The organism is Micromonospora sp. NPDC005220, from assembly GCF_040607895.1.
In the GTDB taxonomy this organism is placed as follows: Bacteria; Actinomycetota; Actinomycetes; order Mycobacteriales; family Micromonosporaceae; genus Micromonospora.
The window spans coordinates 124520-141122 of record NZ_JBEXHP010000007.1 but is presented as its reverse complement, the minus strand read 5'-3'; the positions used below and the strand labels follow the sequence as shown (position 1 = coordinate 141122).

Here is a 16603-nt window from a genome sequence, read left to right as displayed (position 1 = left end):
TACCCCGCCTCCCACCCACCTGGGACTGACCCCCCACCCTCCCCCACCGCCGCCGCCGGCCGGACCCCCGGTCCGGCCGGCGGCGGCGTTTTCGTACCCGGAACTCCGCGTCGGGACGGGACGGGCACCCCTGTCGTACGGCAGGATGCCTCTCCATGAGCACCCAGTCGACGCCCGGCATCGACGACGCCGGAACCACTGATCACCCGTCCCGCTCCGACGGGTTCGTCCGCGGCATCTCCAGCGTCATCGGCGGGCCGCTGGGAGACCACGCGACGGCGCTGGACCGGCCGGCCGGTCGAGAGCGTCGCTTCTGGACCGCCGCGCGGATCGTGCTGGCGCTGGTGTGCCTCACGCTCGCGCTGCACTGGGTGCAGAAATCGCCCTGCCAGAACGGCGCTTGGCAGAACAACGTCCAGTACACCCGGTTCTGCTACACCGATGTCCTTGCCCTCTACTACGCCGAAGGGCTGAACGAGGGCAAGGTGCCCTACCGCGACCACCCGGTCGAGTACCCGGTGCTGACCGGCTACTTCATGGGGGCGCTGGGTCTGCCGGTGCACGCCATCGGTGACGGCGACCCGAGCATCAACCAGGGCCAGTGGTTCTACAACCTCAACGCGCTGGTGCTGGGCGCGCTCGCGGTGGCCACGGTCGGGGTGATCCTGGCGTTGCGCCGCCGACGACCCTGGGACGCGGCGCTGTTCGCACTCGCGCCGGCGCTGGTGCTCACCGCCACCGTCAACTGGGACCTGCTCGCCATCGGGCTGGCCGCCTTCGGTCTGCTGGCCTGGGCCCGAAAACGACCGGCGGTGGCCGGCGTACTGCTCGGGTTGGCCGGCGCGGCGAAGCTCTGGCCGCTGTTCCTGCTCGGGCCGATCCTCATCCTGGCGTTGCGGGCCGAGCGGGTTCGTGCCGCGCTCATCGCCATCGGTTCGGCGATCGCGGCAGTGGTGCTGGTGAACCTGCCGGCTGCCCGGGCGTACCCGGAGAACTGGGACCGATTCTTCGAGCTGAACACCACCCGGCCGATCGACTGGGGCACGCTCTGGTACATCGGGCGTTACCTGGACGGCAAGGTCGGCAACGACCCCGCCAAGCTCGGCCCGTTCGAGTGGCTCAACGCCAACATCCCGACCCTCAACACCGTCTCGTACGCGCTGTTCGGGCTGGCCTGCCTCGGCGTGGCCGTGCTGGCGCTGCGGGCGCCGCGCCGACCGCGGCTGGCTCAGCTCGGCTTCCTGGTGGTCGCCGCGTTCCTCATCTTCAGCAAGGTCTGGTCGCAGCAGTTCGTCCTCTGGTTGCTCCCGCTGGTGGTACTGGCCCGGCCCAGGTGGGGAGCGTTCCTGGCCTGGCAGATCGCCGAGGTCTGCTACTTCGTCGCCTTCTACGGGGAACTGCTCGGCGCGGCAACCAGCCGTCCGGTCTTCCCGGAGGGGGTGTTCGTGCTCGCCTCGACGCTGCGGCTGGCCACTGTGGTGGTGCTCTGCGTATTCGTCGTCAAGGAGATCCTGCACCCCGAGCAGGACGCGGTTCGGGCCACCTATCCCGACGACCCGGACGGCGGCGTCCTCGACGGCGCGCCAGACGCCCCCTGGATAGACCGCTGGCGCCGCCCCACGACGAACAGCGAACAAGCACCCGTACCGGTGCCCACGACCTGACCCTAAGGCCGACCGCGGCCGGCACCACGTCAGGGTTTTCGGGGGAGCCCGACCGGCGCAGGGATCAAGCCTGACCGCCCGGAGCCGGGCGGGCTCCCCCGAAAACCCGCCCTAAGAGTTCACAGGCGGTAGACGACGGCGTCCCCGACCTCCTGCCGGCTGATGCCGAGCGACTCGACCGGCGCGTCGATGGAGATCTCCCACGGCGTGCCGGCCACCTGACCACGTAGCAGCACCACCGTGCGGACGCCGAGGGTGCGCAGGTAGTCGACGCTGGTCTGGTCGGGGAACGACTGGGTCACCCGACGGACGTCGTCGAGCTGACGTGGCGTGAAGCCGCTACCGCCGTTGACCACGTCGGGGAACCCGCTGGTCGACCAGAGCATCACGTGCTGGTCCAGGCTCTGGTTGCTGGGCAGCACCAGCAGCGGCCCCTCCGCCGAACGCATCGCCGCCGGTTGGGTCGGCACCACCGGATGCGGGGTGGTGTTCAGGCCCTCGACGGTGACCAGCAGCAGCGGCAACAGGGTGGCCATCCGCAGCCACGGCCCCGGCCACGACGGAATCCGGTGCGCGGTCAACTCGCGCACCCGGTCGGTGAGCGCGGTGACCGCGCCCGCCGCGAGCAGGGCGAGCAACAACGTGGTCCAGAGCATCAACCGCCCGGGGGTACGCAGCCCGCTCCAGCCCGGCAGGTGCTCGAAGAGCGGCACGTAGGTGAAGGTGCCGTCGAAAAAGCGAGTGCCCATCGCGAAGGCCATCGTCACCAGCACCCCGGCGAGCAGCAGCAGTCGGTGCCGCAGCCGCCAGACCGAGAAGAACAGCCCGCCCGCGGCGAGCGCGTAGAGCACGAAGCCCGGCAGCAGGGTCATCTCCGGGTGCCAGGGCAATGCTGCCCGGGCACCCTCGTGGAGCCCACCCCAGATCCGCGACTCGGCCGGCGCCGTCACGAAGCCTGACGCCGGCGGCGAGAAGAGGCTGATGTCGGCGATGGTGCGCTCGGCGTACGGGTGCAGCTCGGTCACCTTGAAGAACGGGAACGCCATCAGCAGACCAACACCGGCGAACAACACCCCGCCGAGCACGTCGGCGGCGAACAACCGGCGACCGAACGGAACGGCCTGCCCGGTGCGCAGCCGCCGCGCGAAGAAGAGGACCGCAGCGACCAGCACCGCGCCGGCCAGGAAGTACGCGAACGGCAGCCCGATGCCGAAACCGAGGCTGAGCTGCCAGGCCGCAACCAGCCAACCGGCGTAGACCCAACCGTCATGCCGGCGCTCCGGCCGGTAGCCGTGTCGCAGCGACCAGCCGTGCCCGCGCGCCAACATCGCCAGCGCCAGCGGAATGCCCCCGTTGGAGAGCACGTGCAGGTGTCCGGCCTGGGCCAGCAGCCACGGCGCGTAGGTGTAGCTCACGCCAGCAACGGCCGCACCGATCCGGCCGGCCCCGAGCTGTCGGGCCAACGCGTACGCCCCGAGCGTGGCGAGCGCGTGCGCCAACACGAACATGATGTTGTAACGCAGCACGGCGTCCTCGGGGCCGCTGCCGAGCATCCCGGCCGGGGCGTACCCGAGCAGCGTGTCGGAGAACGCGAAGCTCCACAGCTCGGGGAAGAACGTGTTGGACTGCCACAGCCGCGCCGGGTCGGCCAGCAGGATGTGCCCGGACCAGGCCATCTGCCAAGCTTGCAGGCTCGGATCCCAGTAATCCTGCGGCAGGGTGTAGCGCGGATAGCGCAGCGTCGGCCAGGTCATCAACACGGCCAGCGCCAACGCGCCGAGGGCGGCCAGGGTCCACTCGTGGATCAGGAACCGACCGACGGCTCGGCCGGCTCGACTGACGATTGAGGGCTTCGGTTCTGGGGCGGAGGCGAACGCCTCCCACCGTTCCGGGGTGACGGGCTTCGCCTCGCCGTCGGCCTTGTCCGTACCGTCGGCGCCGTCCTCCTGCCTGCCCTTGGCCGGGTCGCTGCCCTTGGCCGATGTGCTGCTCTTGGATGCGTCGCTGTCCCTGGCTGGTGTGCTCTCCTTGATCGGGCCGCTGCCCCTGGTCGTGCTGTCACCCTCGGCGGCGTGCTGCTTGGCTGTCGTGTCCTGGTTGGCTGCGGTGGCCTGCTTGTCGCCTGGCCGGGCCGGGTCCTTCGCGGGGCCACTCGTCGCGGGGTCGGCCGCGGGGTCGCCGTCCGGGGCGGCTCCGGTCGCTCCACCGTCGCCGGGTGGCGAGTGGTTCGCAGTGGTCTCGGCGGGGGCCTTCTCAGAGGTGCGAGCCGGCTGGGTGGGCGTACCCGTGGTGGCGGGTCGGCTCTCGGCGTCCGCGCCGGTGGGAGTGGGCCGGGCGCTGCCGGTCCCGGGCTGTCCGCTCGTCATGCCGCCGGGCTCTCCGCTCCGAGCTGCTCGCGCAGGAAGTCGATATCGGCAGCCTGGCCGGTCACCCCGCCCGGTGTTTCGACGACCACCGGCGCGCCCGCCGCCCGGATCACCGCCACCACCAGCTCGGGGTCGATCGTCCCGCCGCCCAGGTTGTCGTGCCGGTCCTGGCCGGAGTTGAACGCGCCCTTGGAGTTGTTGGCGTGCACCAGGTCGATCCGCCCGGTGATCGCCTTGACCCGGTCGACCAGGCCGAGCAACTCCTCGCCACCCGCGTACGCGTGGCAGGTGTCCAGGCAGAAGCCGACCTCGTGGTCACCGATGGCGTCCCAGAGCCGGGCGAGCGCGTCCAGCCGCCGGGCGCAGGCGTTGTCACCGCCGGCGGTGTTCTCGATCAGGACCGGTACGCCGAAGCCGCCGGAGTCCGCCGCGTACGCGAAGGTCTTGCGCCAGTTGTCGAAGCCGACGGCCAGGTCGTCGCCCGCGTTGACGTGCCCACCGTGCACGATCAGACCCTTGGCGCCGATGGCGGCGGCCGCGTTGGCGTGCCCGAGCAGCAGCTTCCGGCTCGGGATCCGGATGCGGTTGTTGAGAGTGGCCACGTTGATGACGTACGGCGCGTGCACGTAGAGGTCGACCTCGGCAGCGCGCAGCCGGTCGGCATCTTCGCGAGGCTTGGGCGCCTTCCAACCCTGGGGGTCGGAGAGGAAGAACTGCACGGTGTCGGCGGACCGGGCGGCCGCCTCCGCCAGCGGGTCGGTCGAATCGACGTGGGCTCCGATACGCATGCGAGCGAGCCTACGTCGCGACCCCGACGGTCGGGGCGACGGTCGGGGCGGTGTCGCGTCACCGGACGGACCGACGATCGTTGATGGGTTTGAACCGGCGAACAGCATCCCGGTGCCGCCAGCGGCGCGAGCGTCGCACCCGGCGACCGGCGGTCGACGGCCGACAGCGAGGTCACCCCCGCCGTACGGCCCGGCGCAGCGGGGGGCGACCCGATCGCACACCGAGTACCGAGCAATGGCGAATCTCGGAAATTTGTGCTTTTTCCCCCGACAAGGTACGAGTGCTGTTGTATCGTCAGATAACAACACGATAAAGCTCCGCGGGGCGTCTTCGGTCCAACCTCATCGGTGTGGTCGTTCCTCCCCAGGTCCCACCCAAGGAATGCGGACCGGACGCCCCGCGGCCTCGTAGGCGGGGGTCCACCATCGGCCGGTTGACGGTCGGACGGTGGACCCCCGTCGGCACGTCCGGATGCGGACCCGACCGCCCCGGGCATGATCGTCAGGACCGGGTATCCTGGTCAGGTTGTCCGCGTCCGACCGGGTTCCCTCGGCACGTGCGGACGGCGACACAAGACCTCCTGCCACGGAAGGACCGTGGCCGCTTAGCCCACAGGAGGTGAGCACGTCTTGCGTCATTACGAGATCATGGTGATCCTCGACCCCAGCCTCGAGGAACGCACCGTCGCCCCGTCGCTCGACACGTACCTGAACGTGATTCGGACCGCGGGTGGCTCGGTTGAGAAGACCGACGTGTGGGGCCGCCGGCGCCTCGCGTACGAGATCAACAAAAAGGCAGAGGGCATCTACGCCGTCGTCGACCTGCAGGCCACGCCTGCTGCGGTCGCCGAGCTGGACCGTCAGCTGCGACTCAACGAGTCCGTGCTGCGCACCAAGGTCCTCCGACCGGAAATGCGCTAAGCCTTCCAACCCCCGGTTCGTCCGGATCAGCCTCCGCGACTCTGTCGTACTGCTCTGCGAGCCTGTACGACGAGACGCTGAGTGCGCGAGGAGATGGTCATGGCAGGAGACACCACCATCACGGTCATCGGCAATCTGACCGATGACCCCGAGTTGCGGTTCACCCCCTCCGGGGCTGCGGTCGCCAAGTTCCGAGTCGCTTCGACGCCCCGCTTCATGGACAAGGCGTCGAACGAATGGAAGGACGGCGAGCCGCTGTTCCTCGCTTGCACCGTCTGGCGTCAGGCCGCCGAGCACGTCGCCGAGTCGCTGCAGCGTGGCGCTCGGGTGATCGTGTCAGGCCGGCTGCGTCAGCGGTCGTACGAGACCCGCGAGGGCGAGAAGCGCACCGTCATCGAGCTTGAGGTCGACGAGATCGGCCCGTCGCTGCGCTACGCCACGGCAAAGGTGCAGAAGATGTCCCGCTCCGGCGGCGGTGGCGGCGGCTTCGGTGGCGGTGGTGGTGGCAACCAGGGTGGCGGCGGAGGCAACTTCGACGACCCCTGGGCTTCGGCCGCTCCATCTCCCGCGCGTGCCGGTTCGGGCGCCAATTTTGACGAGGAGCCACCGTTCTAATGGCGCCGAGCGCCCGCGATCGCAAACCAGGAGCACGTGCAATGGCCAAGGCTGCGGCACTTCGCAAGCCGAAGAAGAAGGTGAACCCGCTCGACAAGGACGGGATCACCTATATCGATTACAAGGACACCGCGCTGCTGCGCAAGTTCATCTCCGACCGCGGCAAGATCCGCGCTCGTCGGGTGACCGGCGTTACCTCGCAGCAGCAGCGGCAGATCGCCCGCGCGGTCAAGAACGCCCGTGAGATGGCGCTCCTGCCGTACACGGCCACCACCCGCTGAGAGGAGGCACCGATATGAAGATCATCCTGACTCAGGAAGTGTCCGGCCTCGGTGCCCCGGGCGACATCGTCGAGGTCAAGAACGGCTACGGCCGTAACTACCTGCTGCCGCAGGGCTTCGCGATCGCCTGGACCAAGGGCGCGGAAAAGCAGGTCACGGTCATCAAGCGGGCGCGCTCGGCCCGCGAGATCCGCGACCTCGACCACGCCAACGAGGTCAAGGCTCAGCTCGAGGGTCTCAAGGTCAACCTGAAGGTCCGCGCCGGCGACGGCGGACGGCTCTTCGGCTCGGTCACCCCGGCCGAGATCGTCGACGCCGTCAAGGCGGCCGGCGGCCCGGTCCTCGACCGGCGTCGGCTGGAGGTGCCCGGTCACATCAAGTCGACCGGCACCTACCAGGTGAAGGTCAAGCTGCACCCTGAGGTGACCGCGTCGTTCAACCTGAACGTCGTTCAGGGCTGACGTCCGCAACACCACCACGAGGGCCCGCACCGAGCGATCGGTGCGGGCCCTCGTGCGTACGTCGCCCGACCCGGCGCTGCCTGAGCTGCGGTGACCACCCGCCCGGTGTGCCGCGACCTGCCGCCCGCCCGCCCACCCGGCATGCGGCGGGCCTGACGTCCGCTCAGTGCGGGCCTGACCCGCCACCCGCCCGGTCGGGCACGCGCCCGCCGACGCGTCACCCGATGGGCTGGCCCGTCACCGCGCTGATCAGCACCGTGGAGAGGCCGCCACCGACCACCGCGGCGGCAACCGCGATCGTCGCCGAGCGCCACGTCGTACCCACCCGGCGGAGCAGCGCCGCCACCACCAGACTGCTCGCCAGCGCCAACCCGAAGCGCGGCGAACCGGCGAGGAGTGACCCCAACGCGCGGGACCGGGCCGAGTCGCACCCGCCCCCACTGATATCGGTCACACAACCAGCCGGTGCCTGGCTGTCCAACGTCAAGAGCCAGACGAAGATCAGCATCGCCGGCACCAGGTAACAGGCGGCCGTGTACAGCAGAGGCCGGACGGACCCACCCGGGTCCGGGTCCAACAGGTCGTCCTCCAGTCGCCGCGCCCAGGCACCCGTGGCCGCCGACTCGACCCGCCGACGTACCGACGCCGTTCCTACCGCGGGCCGGCCCGCCCGACGCCGGGGCGCACCCGGCGCACCCGCACCCGGCGCACCCGCACCCGGCGCACCCGCACCCGGCGCACCCGCACGTGGCGCAGGCGCGCTGCGCGGTCGTGGAGCGGTGTATCCCACCACCGGGGACCGAGGCGCCGACGTCGTCGGATCCATCCACCGCGGGTCGTCATCGGCCAGCCGAGTGCCGGACCAGAAGCCGTCTTCCCGGCTCGGCCACCCCTCGGCCGCCACTGACCGATCGGAGCGCGGCGCCAGCGTACGGTCCCACTGTTCGTCCTCGATCGCGGACCGCTCCCACTGGCCGGTGCGGTCCGACCGCTCCCAGCCACCGACGCTCTCCGCCGCCGACCACTGCCCGCTCAGGTCCCCGCCGTCACCGCCGTCCGCGCCGGTCACCGGCGGCCACGCCTGCACGCCCGAGGCGTCCCACGGGTCTACCGCTGGCGGGTACGACGGCTCGGGCTCAGCCACCCGGTCCGCTCCACGGACCCACGGGTCGGCCGCCGGACGGGTCCAGGACTCCTCCGCCGCACGACGGCTGCGCCGACTGCGACGGCTCGGCTCCTGGTCCGGTGCCTGCTCGGCCGGGGCGGCCTCCAGATCCCCGCCCGACCAGATCACCTGCGGACGGCCCACGGGCGCGCGGCGGGGACGCCGGTCCGAGACAGCGCCAGAGACCGGCTCGTCCTCCCCGGCATCGGCCCGGCGGCGGCCGGCGTACCCCTGATCCTGCGGCCGGTCGAGCGTCCACTCCCGGGTGTGGTCCGAGTCGGGCGCCGGACCGATCGCTGCCTGCTCCCGGCGACGTGTCTCGCTGCCCCACCTCTGACCACTCGACGGCTCGGCGGACCGCCGGCCCGCGCCGGACGTCGGCCGCTCAGGTCCGTCCTCGTCCTCGTCCGGTGCCGCGTGCCGACCGCCGCCGTCCGCGTGCCGGACCCCTGACTCCAACGCCCACCGGGGCAGGTAGGCGTCGACAGGCTCGTCCTGGCCGCGGTCCAGTGCACGACGTCGACTGGAGGTGCGGTAGCGCCCGTCCTCGTCGTACGGATCGACCGGAACAGACGCCGCGCGCTCACCCCACGAGGCGGTTGGCTGGCGCTCGCGCGGGCTGCCATCGCCGCGTCCCCAGTCCCGGTAACTCACGGCCGGAGTGTGACCCTTCTGAACCGAAAGCGGAATCCGCTGTCCAGGTGTAGCCGTTCGCTGGAGATAGTACGGGACGATCCTGTCACAGGCCCGACCGAAATATTCTCCTCCACAGGCTGGGGAGCATGTTTCCGCAGGTCAACGAGTTATGGCCGAGAATTCCCCAATGGTTTTCCACAGGCTGTGCACACGCTGCGCACATGCTGGCCACCGGGATCCACAGGTTGTCCCGAGGCTCGTCCACCGGCCTTGTTGAGTCTCTGACCTCGGGGTCCGTATGGTTGGCCCTCGACCGCCGGCGATGGCCCCCGATCGACCGGCCCGGTCGGACGGAAGTGTCGTACCCCAGCGGTAGAGCTGGGAGTGGATCCGGCGCAGTGGAGGGGGGACCCGTGTCGGTCACCGACGACATGCGGGCAGAGCCACGCTCCGGCGGAGGCCAGCCACCTGCGCCGCGGGATGGGCAGTTCGACAAGACCCCGCCCCAGGACGTCGCCGCCGAGCAGTGCGTCCTCGGCGGCATGCTGCTCTCCAAGGACGCCATCGCCGACGTCGTCGAGATCCTCAAGACCAACGACTTCTACCGGCCGGTGCACGCCACCATCTTCGACATCATCCTCGACATCTACGGTCGCGGTGAGCCGGCCGACTCGATCACGGTCGCGGCGGCGCTCGCCGACTCCGGTGATCTGGTCCGCATCGGTGGCGCGCCGTACCTGCACACTCTCATCGCCAGCGTGCCCACCGCCGCGAACGCGGCGTACTACGCGCGCATCGTCAGCGAGCGGGCGGTGCTGCGCCGGCTGGTCGAGGCTGGCACCAAGATCGTGCAGCTGGGGTACGGCACCGCCAGCGGCGGCAGCCGCGACGTGGACGACGTGGTCGACCTCGCCCAGCAGGCCGTCTACGACGTCACCGAACGGCGGGTCAGCGAGGACTTCGCGGTCCTGGCCGACATGTTGCAGCCGACGCTGGACGAGATCGAGGCGGTGGGCGCGCAGGGCGGCATGATGACCGGCGTGCCGACCGGCTTCAGCGACCTGGACCGACTGCTCAACGGTCTGCACGCCGGGCAACTCATTATCGTGGCGGGCAGGCCTGGTTTGGGCAAGGCGCTCGCGCTTGATACGCCACTGCCGACGCCGGACGGCTGGACAACCATGGGTGACGTCCAGGTCGGAGATCGACTCCTCGGTGCCGACGGCCATCCCACCAAGGTCACTCACGCCTTCGAGGTGCGTCACGACCGTCCCTGCTACGAGGTTGAGTTCTCCGACGGGTCCGTCATCGTGGCGGATGCCGAACATTTGTGGAAGACCACCACCCGCGCCAGCCGCAGAGCTGGCGACGTCAGGCGCCGCAACTACTGGCCCCCGGAGACCGTCGAACGGCTGCGCACTGCCGCAACGACCGCCTCGGCCACGGATACGATCACCATCCGAGAGTTGGCCGGCACCGTTGGCGACGAGCTGGTGCACACCGCGCATCGGGTTGCTCGGGAGATGCCGCAGGCAGGCCCCTATGTGATGCGCGGCAGGCCGGGGGCACGTCCCGGACGTGTGTATCCCGCCGACGTGCTTCTTCGAGGGCTGCTCAATCGTGTCGAACGCTGGACCGCCGGCCTCGCTGAGGGTGCGCCGTCGGACGTTGTCACGACCGAGCACATTCGGGCGACATTACGGACCGAGACGGCAGACCGACGCCTCAATCACGCAGTCACGAATGCGTCACCTCTTCAGCTTCCGGATCGCGTCCTCCCCATCCCGCCGTACACCCTTGGGGCCTGGTTGGGTGACGGCAGTAGCGCCGACAGTCGGATCACGACCGTCGACCCGGGCATCCTCCGGCGTATCGAAGAGGATGGCTTCGAGGTGACACAGTCAAGTAGTGCCTCGACCCTCTACACGATCCGGCCTAGGAGTTGTCCGGTCTGCGGCAGGAGCCGGAATGGCTGCGTGGTCTGTGGGAACCGACCTTCATCTCTCGTGCACAGCCTCCGAGAGTCAGGGGTGCTGAACGACAAGCACGTACCCGATGCCTACCTGCGCGCGTCCGAGGGGCAGCGCCGAGCCCTGCTCGCGGGGTTGCTCGACACGGACGGGACTGTGACCGTCACAGGGAATGCTCAGTTCACCACCACCTCTGAGCGATTGGCTGAGGGTGTTTACGAACTGATTGTCAGCCTGGGGTACCGCTGTTCGATCAGCCGCAAGGCGGTTGACGGGCGCAAGCCGGAGACGTCGATCTCGTACAACCTGAACTTCACGACCAGGGATCAGATCTTCGGGCTGGCTCGAAAGCAGGACCTGTACGCGTCGCGGCGGCGGGGTGGAGGCACGGCTCGAACCAACGCTCGCTTCATTGTGGACGTCCGGCCAGTTCCGAGCGTTCCGGTGCGATGCGTGACCGTTGACAACGATGATCACCTGTATCTCGCGGGCCGAGCCATGATTCCGACACACAACAGCACAGCAAGCATGGACTTCGCTCGGAACGCTGCGATTCGGGCGAACCAGGCTGCGGCCATCTTCTCGCTGGAAATGAGCAAGGTCGAGATCGTCATGCGGCTGCTCTCCGCCGAGGCGCGGGTGCCGCTGCACGTGCTGCGCAGCGGTCAGCTCTCCGACGACGACTGGACCAAGCTGGCCCGGTGCATGGGCGAGATCAGCGAGGCGCCGCTGTTCGTCGACGACACGCCGAGCATGAACCTGATGGAGATCCGGGCCAAGGCTCGGCGGCTCAAGCAGCGGCACGACCTCAAGATGATCGTGGTCGACTATCTCCAGCTGATGACCTCACCGAAGCGCACCGAGAGCCGCCAGCAGGAGGTCGCCGACCTGTCCCGTGGCTTGAAGCTGTTGGCCAAGGAGGTCGAGTGCCCGGTCATCGCCGTCAGTCAGCTGAACCGTGGTCCCGAGCAGCGCACCGACAAGCGACCCCAGCTGTCCGACTTGCGGGAGTCCGGCTGCCTCACGGCGGAGACCCGAGTGGTTCGAGCGGATGACAATACCGAGATTACGCTCGGTGAGCTGTTGTCCAGCGGCGCAAAGGACATCCCGGTCTGGGCGTTGGACGAGAGCCTTCGCTATACGCCTCGCACCATGACCCACGTCTTCCCGAGCGGCACCCGTGAGGTGTTCCGGCTGACCCTCGCGTCGGGCAAGCAGATCGACGCAACAGCGAACCATCCCTTCCTCGCGTTCACCGGGTGGGTGCCGCTCGGTGAGCTATCGCCCGGAGACCGCATCGCCACGCCACGTCACCTACCACCGCCAATGGCCACCCGCCCATGGGCCGATGCGGAGGTCGTCATGTTGGCACACCTGTTGGGCGACGGTTCCTTCGTTAGGCGCCAACCAATTCGATACGCAAGCTGCGACGAGCAGAACCTGCAGGCCGTGGCGGAAGCCGCGAAGCACTTTGGGATCACCGCCGTGCGCGACGACTATGCGGCCGCGAGGGTGACGACCCTCCGGCTGCCTGCGCCCTATCGGTTGGCGCGCGGTCGGCGCAATCCCATCGCGGCTTGGCTGGACGAGTTGGGTCTCTTCGGTCTGAGGTCACACGAGAAGTTTCTCCCCTCTGCAGTCTTCAGCCTGCCCAAGGAACAGATCACCAGCTTCCTGCGGCACCTCTGGGCCACGGACGGTTCTGTGACCGTCAACGGCACGGGCCACGGAGGGCGCGTGTATTTCGCTTCCACGAGCCGACGAATGCTCGAGGACATCTCTCGACTGCTCCTCAGGTACGGCATTACAGCCCGGCTGCGGGTCGTACCAGTCGTGGGACATCGCCCTCAGTACACGCTCGATATCTCCGGTCGCGACGACCAGTTGAGGTTCCTGCGCGAGATTGGCGTCTACGGGCAGCGCTCGGAGGGCTGCGCTGCGCTGCTCGCTGCTCTGGAGTCGACGGAGAGCAACACCAACGTTGACACCGTGCCGCGCGAGGTGTGGACCAGGGTGAAGGAAATCCTGGTCGAGCAGGGCATGACCCACCGTGAGTTCGCGAAGGCCATCGGCACCCAATTCTGTGGCAGCACCCTCTGGAAGCATGCGCCCAGCCGCTCCCGGCTGGCGGCGATCGCCAACGTCCTCGACGCGGCCGACCTCGACTTGCACGCGACCAACGACATCTTCTGGGACTCGATCGTGTCCATCGAGTCGCTCGGTGGGCAAGAAGTGTTCGACGCGACTGTGCTCGGGAAGCACAATTTCATTGCCAACGGCATCGCCACCCACAACTCGATCGAGCAAGATGCCGACGTTGTCATCCTGCTGCACCGCGACGACTACTACGACAAGGAGTCGCCGCGGGCCGGGGAGGCGGATTTCATAATTGCTAAGCATCGAAATGGACCCACCGACACTGTGACCGTCGCGGCGCAGCTACACCTGTCCCGCTTCGTCGACATGGCCATCGGCTGACCGGCGCGGCGCTCCGTCGTCGGTCAGCCAAGCAGTGGGAACCAGCCCGCCGATTCACCCAGCTCCAGCCGGTCCCGGTCGGTCAGCGGGACGCGCCCGGTGGCCTTCAGCAGGTAGTCGTGGTCGTTCCACGCGGTGGGTCGAACGGTGTCGTCGCTGAGCAGACCATCCATGGTCGCCACCGCGACGCGTACCGCCAGGGGGCCGGGTGGCGGCGGGTCGGGCAGTTCCAGCGTCAGGTCCAGGTGATGGACGACGGCCTCGGTGGTCAGGGTGGTGAGGAAATCCGGTACGCGCAGCACGTGTCCCTGCGTGGTCACGTACCCCTCGGGGTCGGCTGACGCGGCGGCGCGGACCGCCGCCGGGGCGGTGTCCCGCCAGAGCTCGACGATCCCGGTCGGACGGTCGAAGGCGGCAGCCGATCGGCGGACCCACCAGGCGTGCCGGGCGGCGTCGTCGTCGCTGCCGGGAAAGTCACGCCAGTAACTCACGTCGTCGACGTCGGCGGGGCCGTCGACCGGGCTGGCCAGGGTGACAAGCGCCCGCTGGGCGTCGCCGAGCACGTGCAGGAGCAGGTCGGCGATGAGCCAGCCCCGGCAGCGGGTGGCTCGTTGCAGGCCGGCGTCGTCCAGGCGACCGACCACCGCGGTGATCCCGTGGTACGCCTGGGCCAGCGCCTCGTCCGGTCGGATCGCGGTCATGCGATTCAGCCTCGCACGAAGCATGGTGCCCACCAACGATCAATGGCCCGGGTGGTGTGCCCGGGCCGACGCGTGGATCGACCCGGGCGGAAGGTCGGCCTCGGATCAGCCGAACATCTCGTCGAGGAAGCCCTTGCGCTTCTTCTGCCGGTAGTGGCCGTGGTAGCCGTGGTGCTGCTGCTGGTGGCCGTAGGCCGGCTGCGGCGGGTAGCCGTGGGCGGGCGGGGGCGGCGGCGGAACAGCGCCGTAACCGGGCTGGTGCGGCGGGGGCGGCGGGGGCGGCGGGGGCGGGTAGCCGGCCGGCTGCTGCGCGGGCTGTCCTGGCGCGCCGCCGGTCTGTTGGCGGCTCCAGTTGGCCTCCGCCTCGAACAGCTTCTCCAGCTCGCCGCGGTCCAGGAAGATGCCTCGGCACTCCCCGCACTGGTCGATGACGACGCCGCTGCGCTCGTACTGGCGCATTTCTCCGTGACACTTGGGACAGGTGAGGCTCATCTCCCGACGGTACCCGGTGGACCTAGGCAGTTGCTGTGAGCGCCTCGGTGACTTCTTCGTCGGACACTTCGTGGAAGTCGTCGTAGTAGACGCTCACCGCGCCGAAGTCGGGTGGGCGCCGGGCGCAGATGACCTGGTCGGCTTCGGCAGTGAGCAGTTCGTACGCCTCCTGCGCGCCGACCGGGACCGCGACCGCGACCCGGTGTGCCCCGAGTTGGCGGGCGACCTCGACGGCGGCGCGGGCGGTTGCGCCGGTGGCGAGGCCGTCGTCGACGATGACCGCGGTCCGTCCGGTCAGGTCCAACTGTGCGCGATCGCCCCGGTAGAGCCGTTCCCGGCGTTCCAACTCGGCCTGCTCCCGTCGGCTGACCTCGGCGATGTCGTCGCTGCTGAGTCGACTGGCCACCGCGTCGTTGAGCACCTGGACGCCGCCGGGCCCGAGTGCGCCGAAGGCGACCTCCGGGGCCCACGGCATGCCGAGCTTGCGGACGACCAGCACGTCCAGTGGCGCGCCGAGCCGTTCGGCGACGACCCGGGCGACTGGCACGCCGCCACGGACGAGGCCGAGGACGACAACGTCCGGTTCGCCGATGAGTGCGCTGAGCCGTTCGGCGAGCACCCGGCCCGCATCGGCCCGGTCGCGGTACGTGGTCATGCCTTCAGGTCTACGCCCTGACTCCCGGTTTCGTTCGGGAGTTACGCCGAAGTGGTCCGACCGGACAGCTCGTCGGGTACCGGGGCGGCCGGTGTGTCGAGCGGGCGGTGCAGTGCGGGTGCCCAGGTCAGCAGGGCCAGCGGGTACAGCAGGTAGCCGAAGCGGGTGGTGGGCATCAGGGCGATGGCGGCGAGTAGCCCGTACCCGCAGATGAGCGCGGCGGCGACGGCGGTGCGGGGCGGGCGGCGGGCGAGCCGGACGGCGATGGCCACCCCGGCGGCGACCAGCAGCCCGGCGGCGATCAGCCGGCCGGCGGGTAGCCCGCTGGCGATCAGGTAGCCGGGGAACGGGGACTGCGCGGGGCTGGTGACCAGTCCGTGGCCGAGCGGGAAGCGCAGCACGTTCTCGGTGAGGGCGTCGCGGTCCACCAGCAGCGCCGGCAGCAGTGCGGCGACGGGCAGGCCGATGGCGCCGACGGCGACGCGGGTGCCGGCGCGTCGGGTCAGGCCCCAGACGATCAGGACCAGGGCGACCGGCCAGGCGAACAGCTTCAGCGCGCCGGCGAGCCCGACCGCGACGCCGGCCCGGCCGGGTCGGTCGGCGGCGGCGAACGCGAGGGCCAGCAGGCAGAGCGCGAGTACGGGTAGGTCGTCGCCGCCGGTGGCGAGGGTGAGGGCGCAGATCGGGAGTACGGTGGCGGCCTGCACGCCGCGCAGCAGGGCGGCGTCCCGCCGGTGGGTGCCAGTGGCGGTGGCCGGTGTGCCGCGGAGGGCGGCCACGGCCAGGGCGAGCGCCAGCGCGGTGCCCACCGCGAACCAGACCCGGGAGTCGGTCCACCAGGTGTCGAGCAGTGCTCTGGGCAGGCCGAACATCGCCATGCCGGGCTGGTACGGGGTGTAGCCCATCAGTTGCTCGCCGGGTGGCAGGGCGGCGATGGCGTCGGGTCCGAGGTAGGGCGTGCCGTGCTCCAGGAGGCGGCTGCCGGCCTGCTCCACGACCAGCACCTCCTCCTGGGCCCGGTCGGTGCGCCCGCCGGCCCGGTCGATGCTCTGCCAGGCCAGCGGCAGCAGTGTGGTGGCCGCCCAGGCGAGGCCGGTGACCGCCCAGCGGGCCGGCAGGCCGGTCAGTCGGGAGGTGGGAGAGCGTCGACGCACCAGCAGTTGGGCGATCACCGTGAGCGTGGCGAGCAGGTAGCCGACGGCGGCGACCGCGCCCCAGGCGCGGTGCGGCAGCAGCGTCGACGTGACCGCGGTGATCGCGGCGAAGGTGGCCGAGACGGCGTAGAGGCACAGGTCGAGGGCGAGTCCGTCGGCGGCGTTGTCGAGCGTCCGCCAGTGCCGGTGACGGCGGCGGGCGGTCGGGTCGTCGACGATCACGGGCGACAGTCTGGCAGACCGGGCTGGCTGTGCA

Annotated in this window: 13 protein-coding genes; 6 read left to right on the top strand and 7 right to left on the bottom strand. The window is 70.0% G+C overall.

From position 1 onward, the window contains the following. The first annotated feature begins 155 nt into the window (after positions 1–155). Complete coding sequence (locus ABZU52_RS05495) at positions 156–1664, top strand: glycosyltransferase 87 family protein (protein ID WP_354969866.1); 1509 nt, start codon at positions 156–158, stop codon at positions 1662–1664. Positions 1665–1783: 119 nt separating this feature from the next. On the opposite strand, the gene ABZU52_RS05490 is transcribed toward ABZU52_RS05495, so the two are convergent. Further along, positions 1784–4030, bottom strand: a complete 2247-nt coding sequence (locus tag ABZU52_RS05490; RefSeq protein WP_354969865.1) for a hypothetical protein — start codon at positions 4028–4030, stop codon at positions 1784–1786. Then, positions 4027–4818, bottom strand: coding sequence for a deoxyribonuclease IV (locus tag ABZU52_RS05485; protein WP_354969864.1), 792 nt, complete (start codon positions 4816–4818; stop codon positions 4027–4029). The genes ABZU52_RS05490 and ABZU52_RS05485 overlap by 4 nt, the downstream gene beginning before the upstream one ends. A 630-nt stretch (positions 4819–5448) precedes the next feature. On the opposite strand from ABZU52_RS05485, the gene rpsF reads away from it, so the two are divergent. The 4 genes from rpsF (at position 5449) to rplI (ending at position 7096) form a co-directional block, all read left to right on the top strand. Continuing rightward, on the top strand, positions 5449–5739 hold the full coding sequence (gene rpsF / locus ABZU52_RS05480; protein ID WP_036411437.1) for a 30S ribosomal protein S6: 291 nt from the start codon (positions 5449–5451) through the stop codon (positions 5737–5739). An 81-nt stretch (positions 5740–5820) separates the two neighbouring features. Beyond that, complete coding sequence (locus ABZU52_RS05475; RefSeq protein WP_030331808.1) at positions 5821–6354, top strand: single-stranded DNA-binding protein; 534 nt, start codon at positions 5821–5823, stop codon at positions 6352–6354. A gap of 41 nt (positions 6355–6395) precedes the next feature. After that, positions 6396–6635, top strand: coding sequence for a 30S ribosomal protein S18 (rpsR, locus tag ABZU52_RS05470; RefSeq protein WP_013289355.1), 240 nt, complete (start codon positions 6396–6398; stop codon positions 6633–6635). A gap of 14 nt (positions 6636–6649) precedes the next feature. Next, complete coding sequence (rplI, locus tag ABZU52_RS05465; RefSeq protein ID WP_354969863.1) at positions 6650–7096, top strand: 50S ribosomal protein L9; 447 nt, start codon at positions 6650–6652, stop codon at positions 7094–7096. Positions 7097–7313: 217 nt separating this feature from the next. On the opposite strand, the gene ABZU52_RS05460 is transcribed toward rplI, so the two are convergent. Then, on the bottom strand, positions 7314–8915 hold the full coding sequence (locus ABZU52_RS05460; protein ID WP_354969862.1) for a hypothetical protein: 1602 nt from the start codon (positions 8913–8915) through the stop codon (positions 7314–7316). A gap of 128 nt (positions 8916–9043) precedes the next feature. Between ABZU52_RS05460 and ABZU52_RS05455 the strand changes: the two genes are divergently transcribed. Next, positions 9044–13345, top strand: a complete 4302-nt coding sequence (locus ABZU52_RS05455; RefSeq protein ID WP_354969861.1) for a replicative DNA helicase — start codon at positions 9044–9046, stop codon at positions 13343–13345. A gap of 23 nt (positions 13346–13368) precedes the next feature. On the opposite strand, the gene ABZU52_RS05450 is transcribed toward ABZU52_RS05455, so the two are convergent. The 4 genes from ABZU52_RS05450 to ABZU52_RS05435 all read right to left on the bottom strand — a co-directional run bounded on the left by ABZU52_RS05450 (position 13369) and on the right by ABZU52_RS05435 (position 16569). Continuing rightward, positions 13369–14046 carry a maleylpyruvate isomerase N-terminal domain-containing protein gene (locus ABZU52_RS05450; RefSeq protein ID WP_354969860.1) on the bottom strand — a complete coding sequence of 226 codons (678 nt, stop codon included), beginning with the start codon at positions 14044–14046 and terminating at the stop codon, positions 13369–13371. A gap of 105 nt (positions 14047–14151) precedes the next feature. Further along, positions 14152–14538 carry a zf-TFIIB domain-containing protein gene (locus tag ABZU52_RS05445; protein ID WP_354969859.1) on the bottom strand — a complete coding sequence of 129 codons (387 nt, stop codon included), beginning with the start codon at positions 14536–14538 and terminating at the stop codon, positions 14152–14154. 22 nt (positions 14539–14560) lie between these two features. Then, complete coding sequence (locus tag ABZU52_RS05440; protein ID WP_354969858.1) at positions 14561–15193, bottom strand: phosphoribosyltransferase; 633 nt, start codon at positions 15191–15193, stop codon at positions 14561–14563. Between the two features lie 41 nt (positions 15194–15234). Next, positions 15235–16569, bottom strand: a complete 1335-nt coding sequence (locus tag ABZU52_RS05435) for a glycosyltransferase family 87 protein (RefSeq protein WP_354969857.1) — start codon at positions 16567–16569, stop codon at positions 15235–15237. Positions 16570–16603 lie beyond the last annotated feature (34 nt).

Bases quoted from the DNA above. Each gene is read 5' to 3' on its own strand.
- ABZU52_RS05495 (WP_354969866.1), top strand. From the start codon at position 156: ATGAGCACCCAGTCGACGCCCGGCATCGACGACGCCGGAACCACTGAT.
- ABZU52_RS05490 (WP_354969865.1), bottom strand. From the start codon at position 4,030: ATGACGAGCGGACAGCCCGGGACCGGCAGCGCCCGGCCCACTCCCACC.
- ABZU52_RS05485 (WP_354969864.1), bottom strand. From the start codon at position 4,818: ATGCGTATCGGAGCCCACGTCGATTCGACCGACCCGCTGGCGGAGGCG.
- rpsR (WP_013289355.1), top strand. From the start codon at position 6,396: ATGGCCAAGGCTGCGGCACTTCGCAAGCCGAAGAAGAAGGTGAACCCG.
- rplI (WP_354969863.1), top strand. From the start codon at position 6,650: ATGAAGATCATCCTGACTCAGGAAGTGTCCGGCCTCGGTGCCCCGGGC.
- ABZU52_RS05455 (WP_354969861.1), top strand. From the start codon at position 9,044: ATGTTTCCGCAGGTCAACGAGTTATGGCCGAGAATTCCCCAATGGTTT.
- ABZU52_RS05450 (WP_354969860.1), bottom strand. From the start codon at position 14,046: ATGACCGCGATCCGACCGGACGAGGCGCTGGCCCAGGCGTACCACGGG.
- ABZU52_RS05445 (WP_354969859.1), bottom strand. From the start codon at position 14,538: ATGAGCCTCACCTGTCCCAAGTGTCACGGAGAAATGCGCCAGTACGAG.
- ABZU52_RS05440 (WP_354969858.1), bottom strand. From the start codon at position 15,193: ATGACCACGTACCGCGACCGGGCCGATGCGGGCCGGGTGCTCGCCGAA.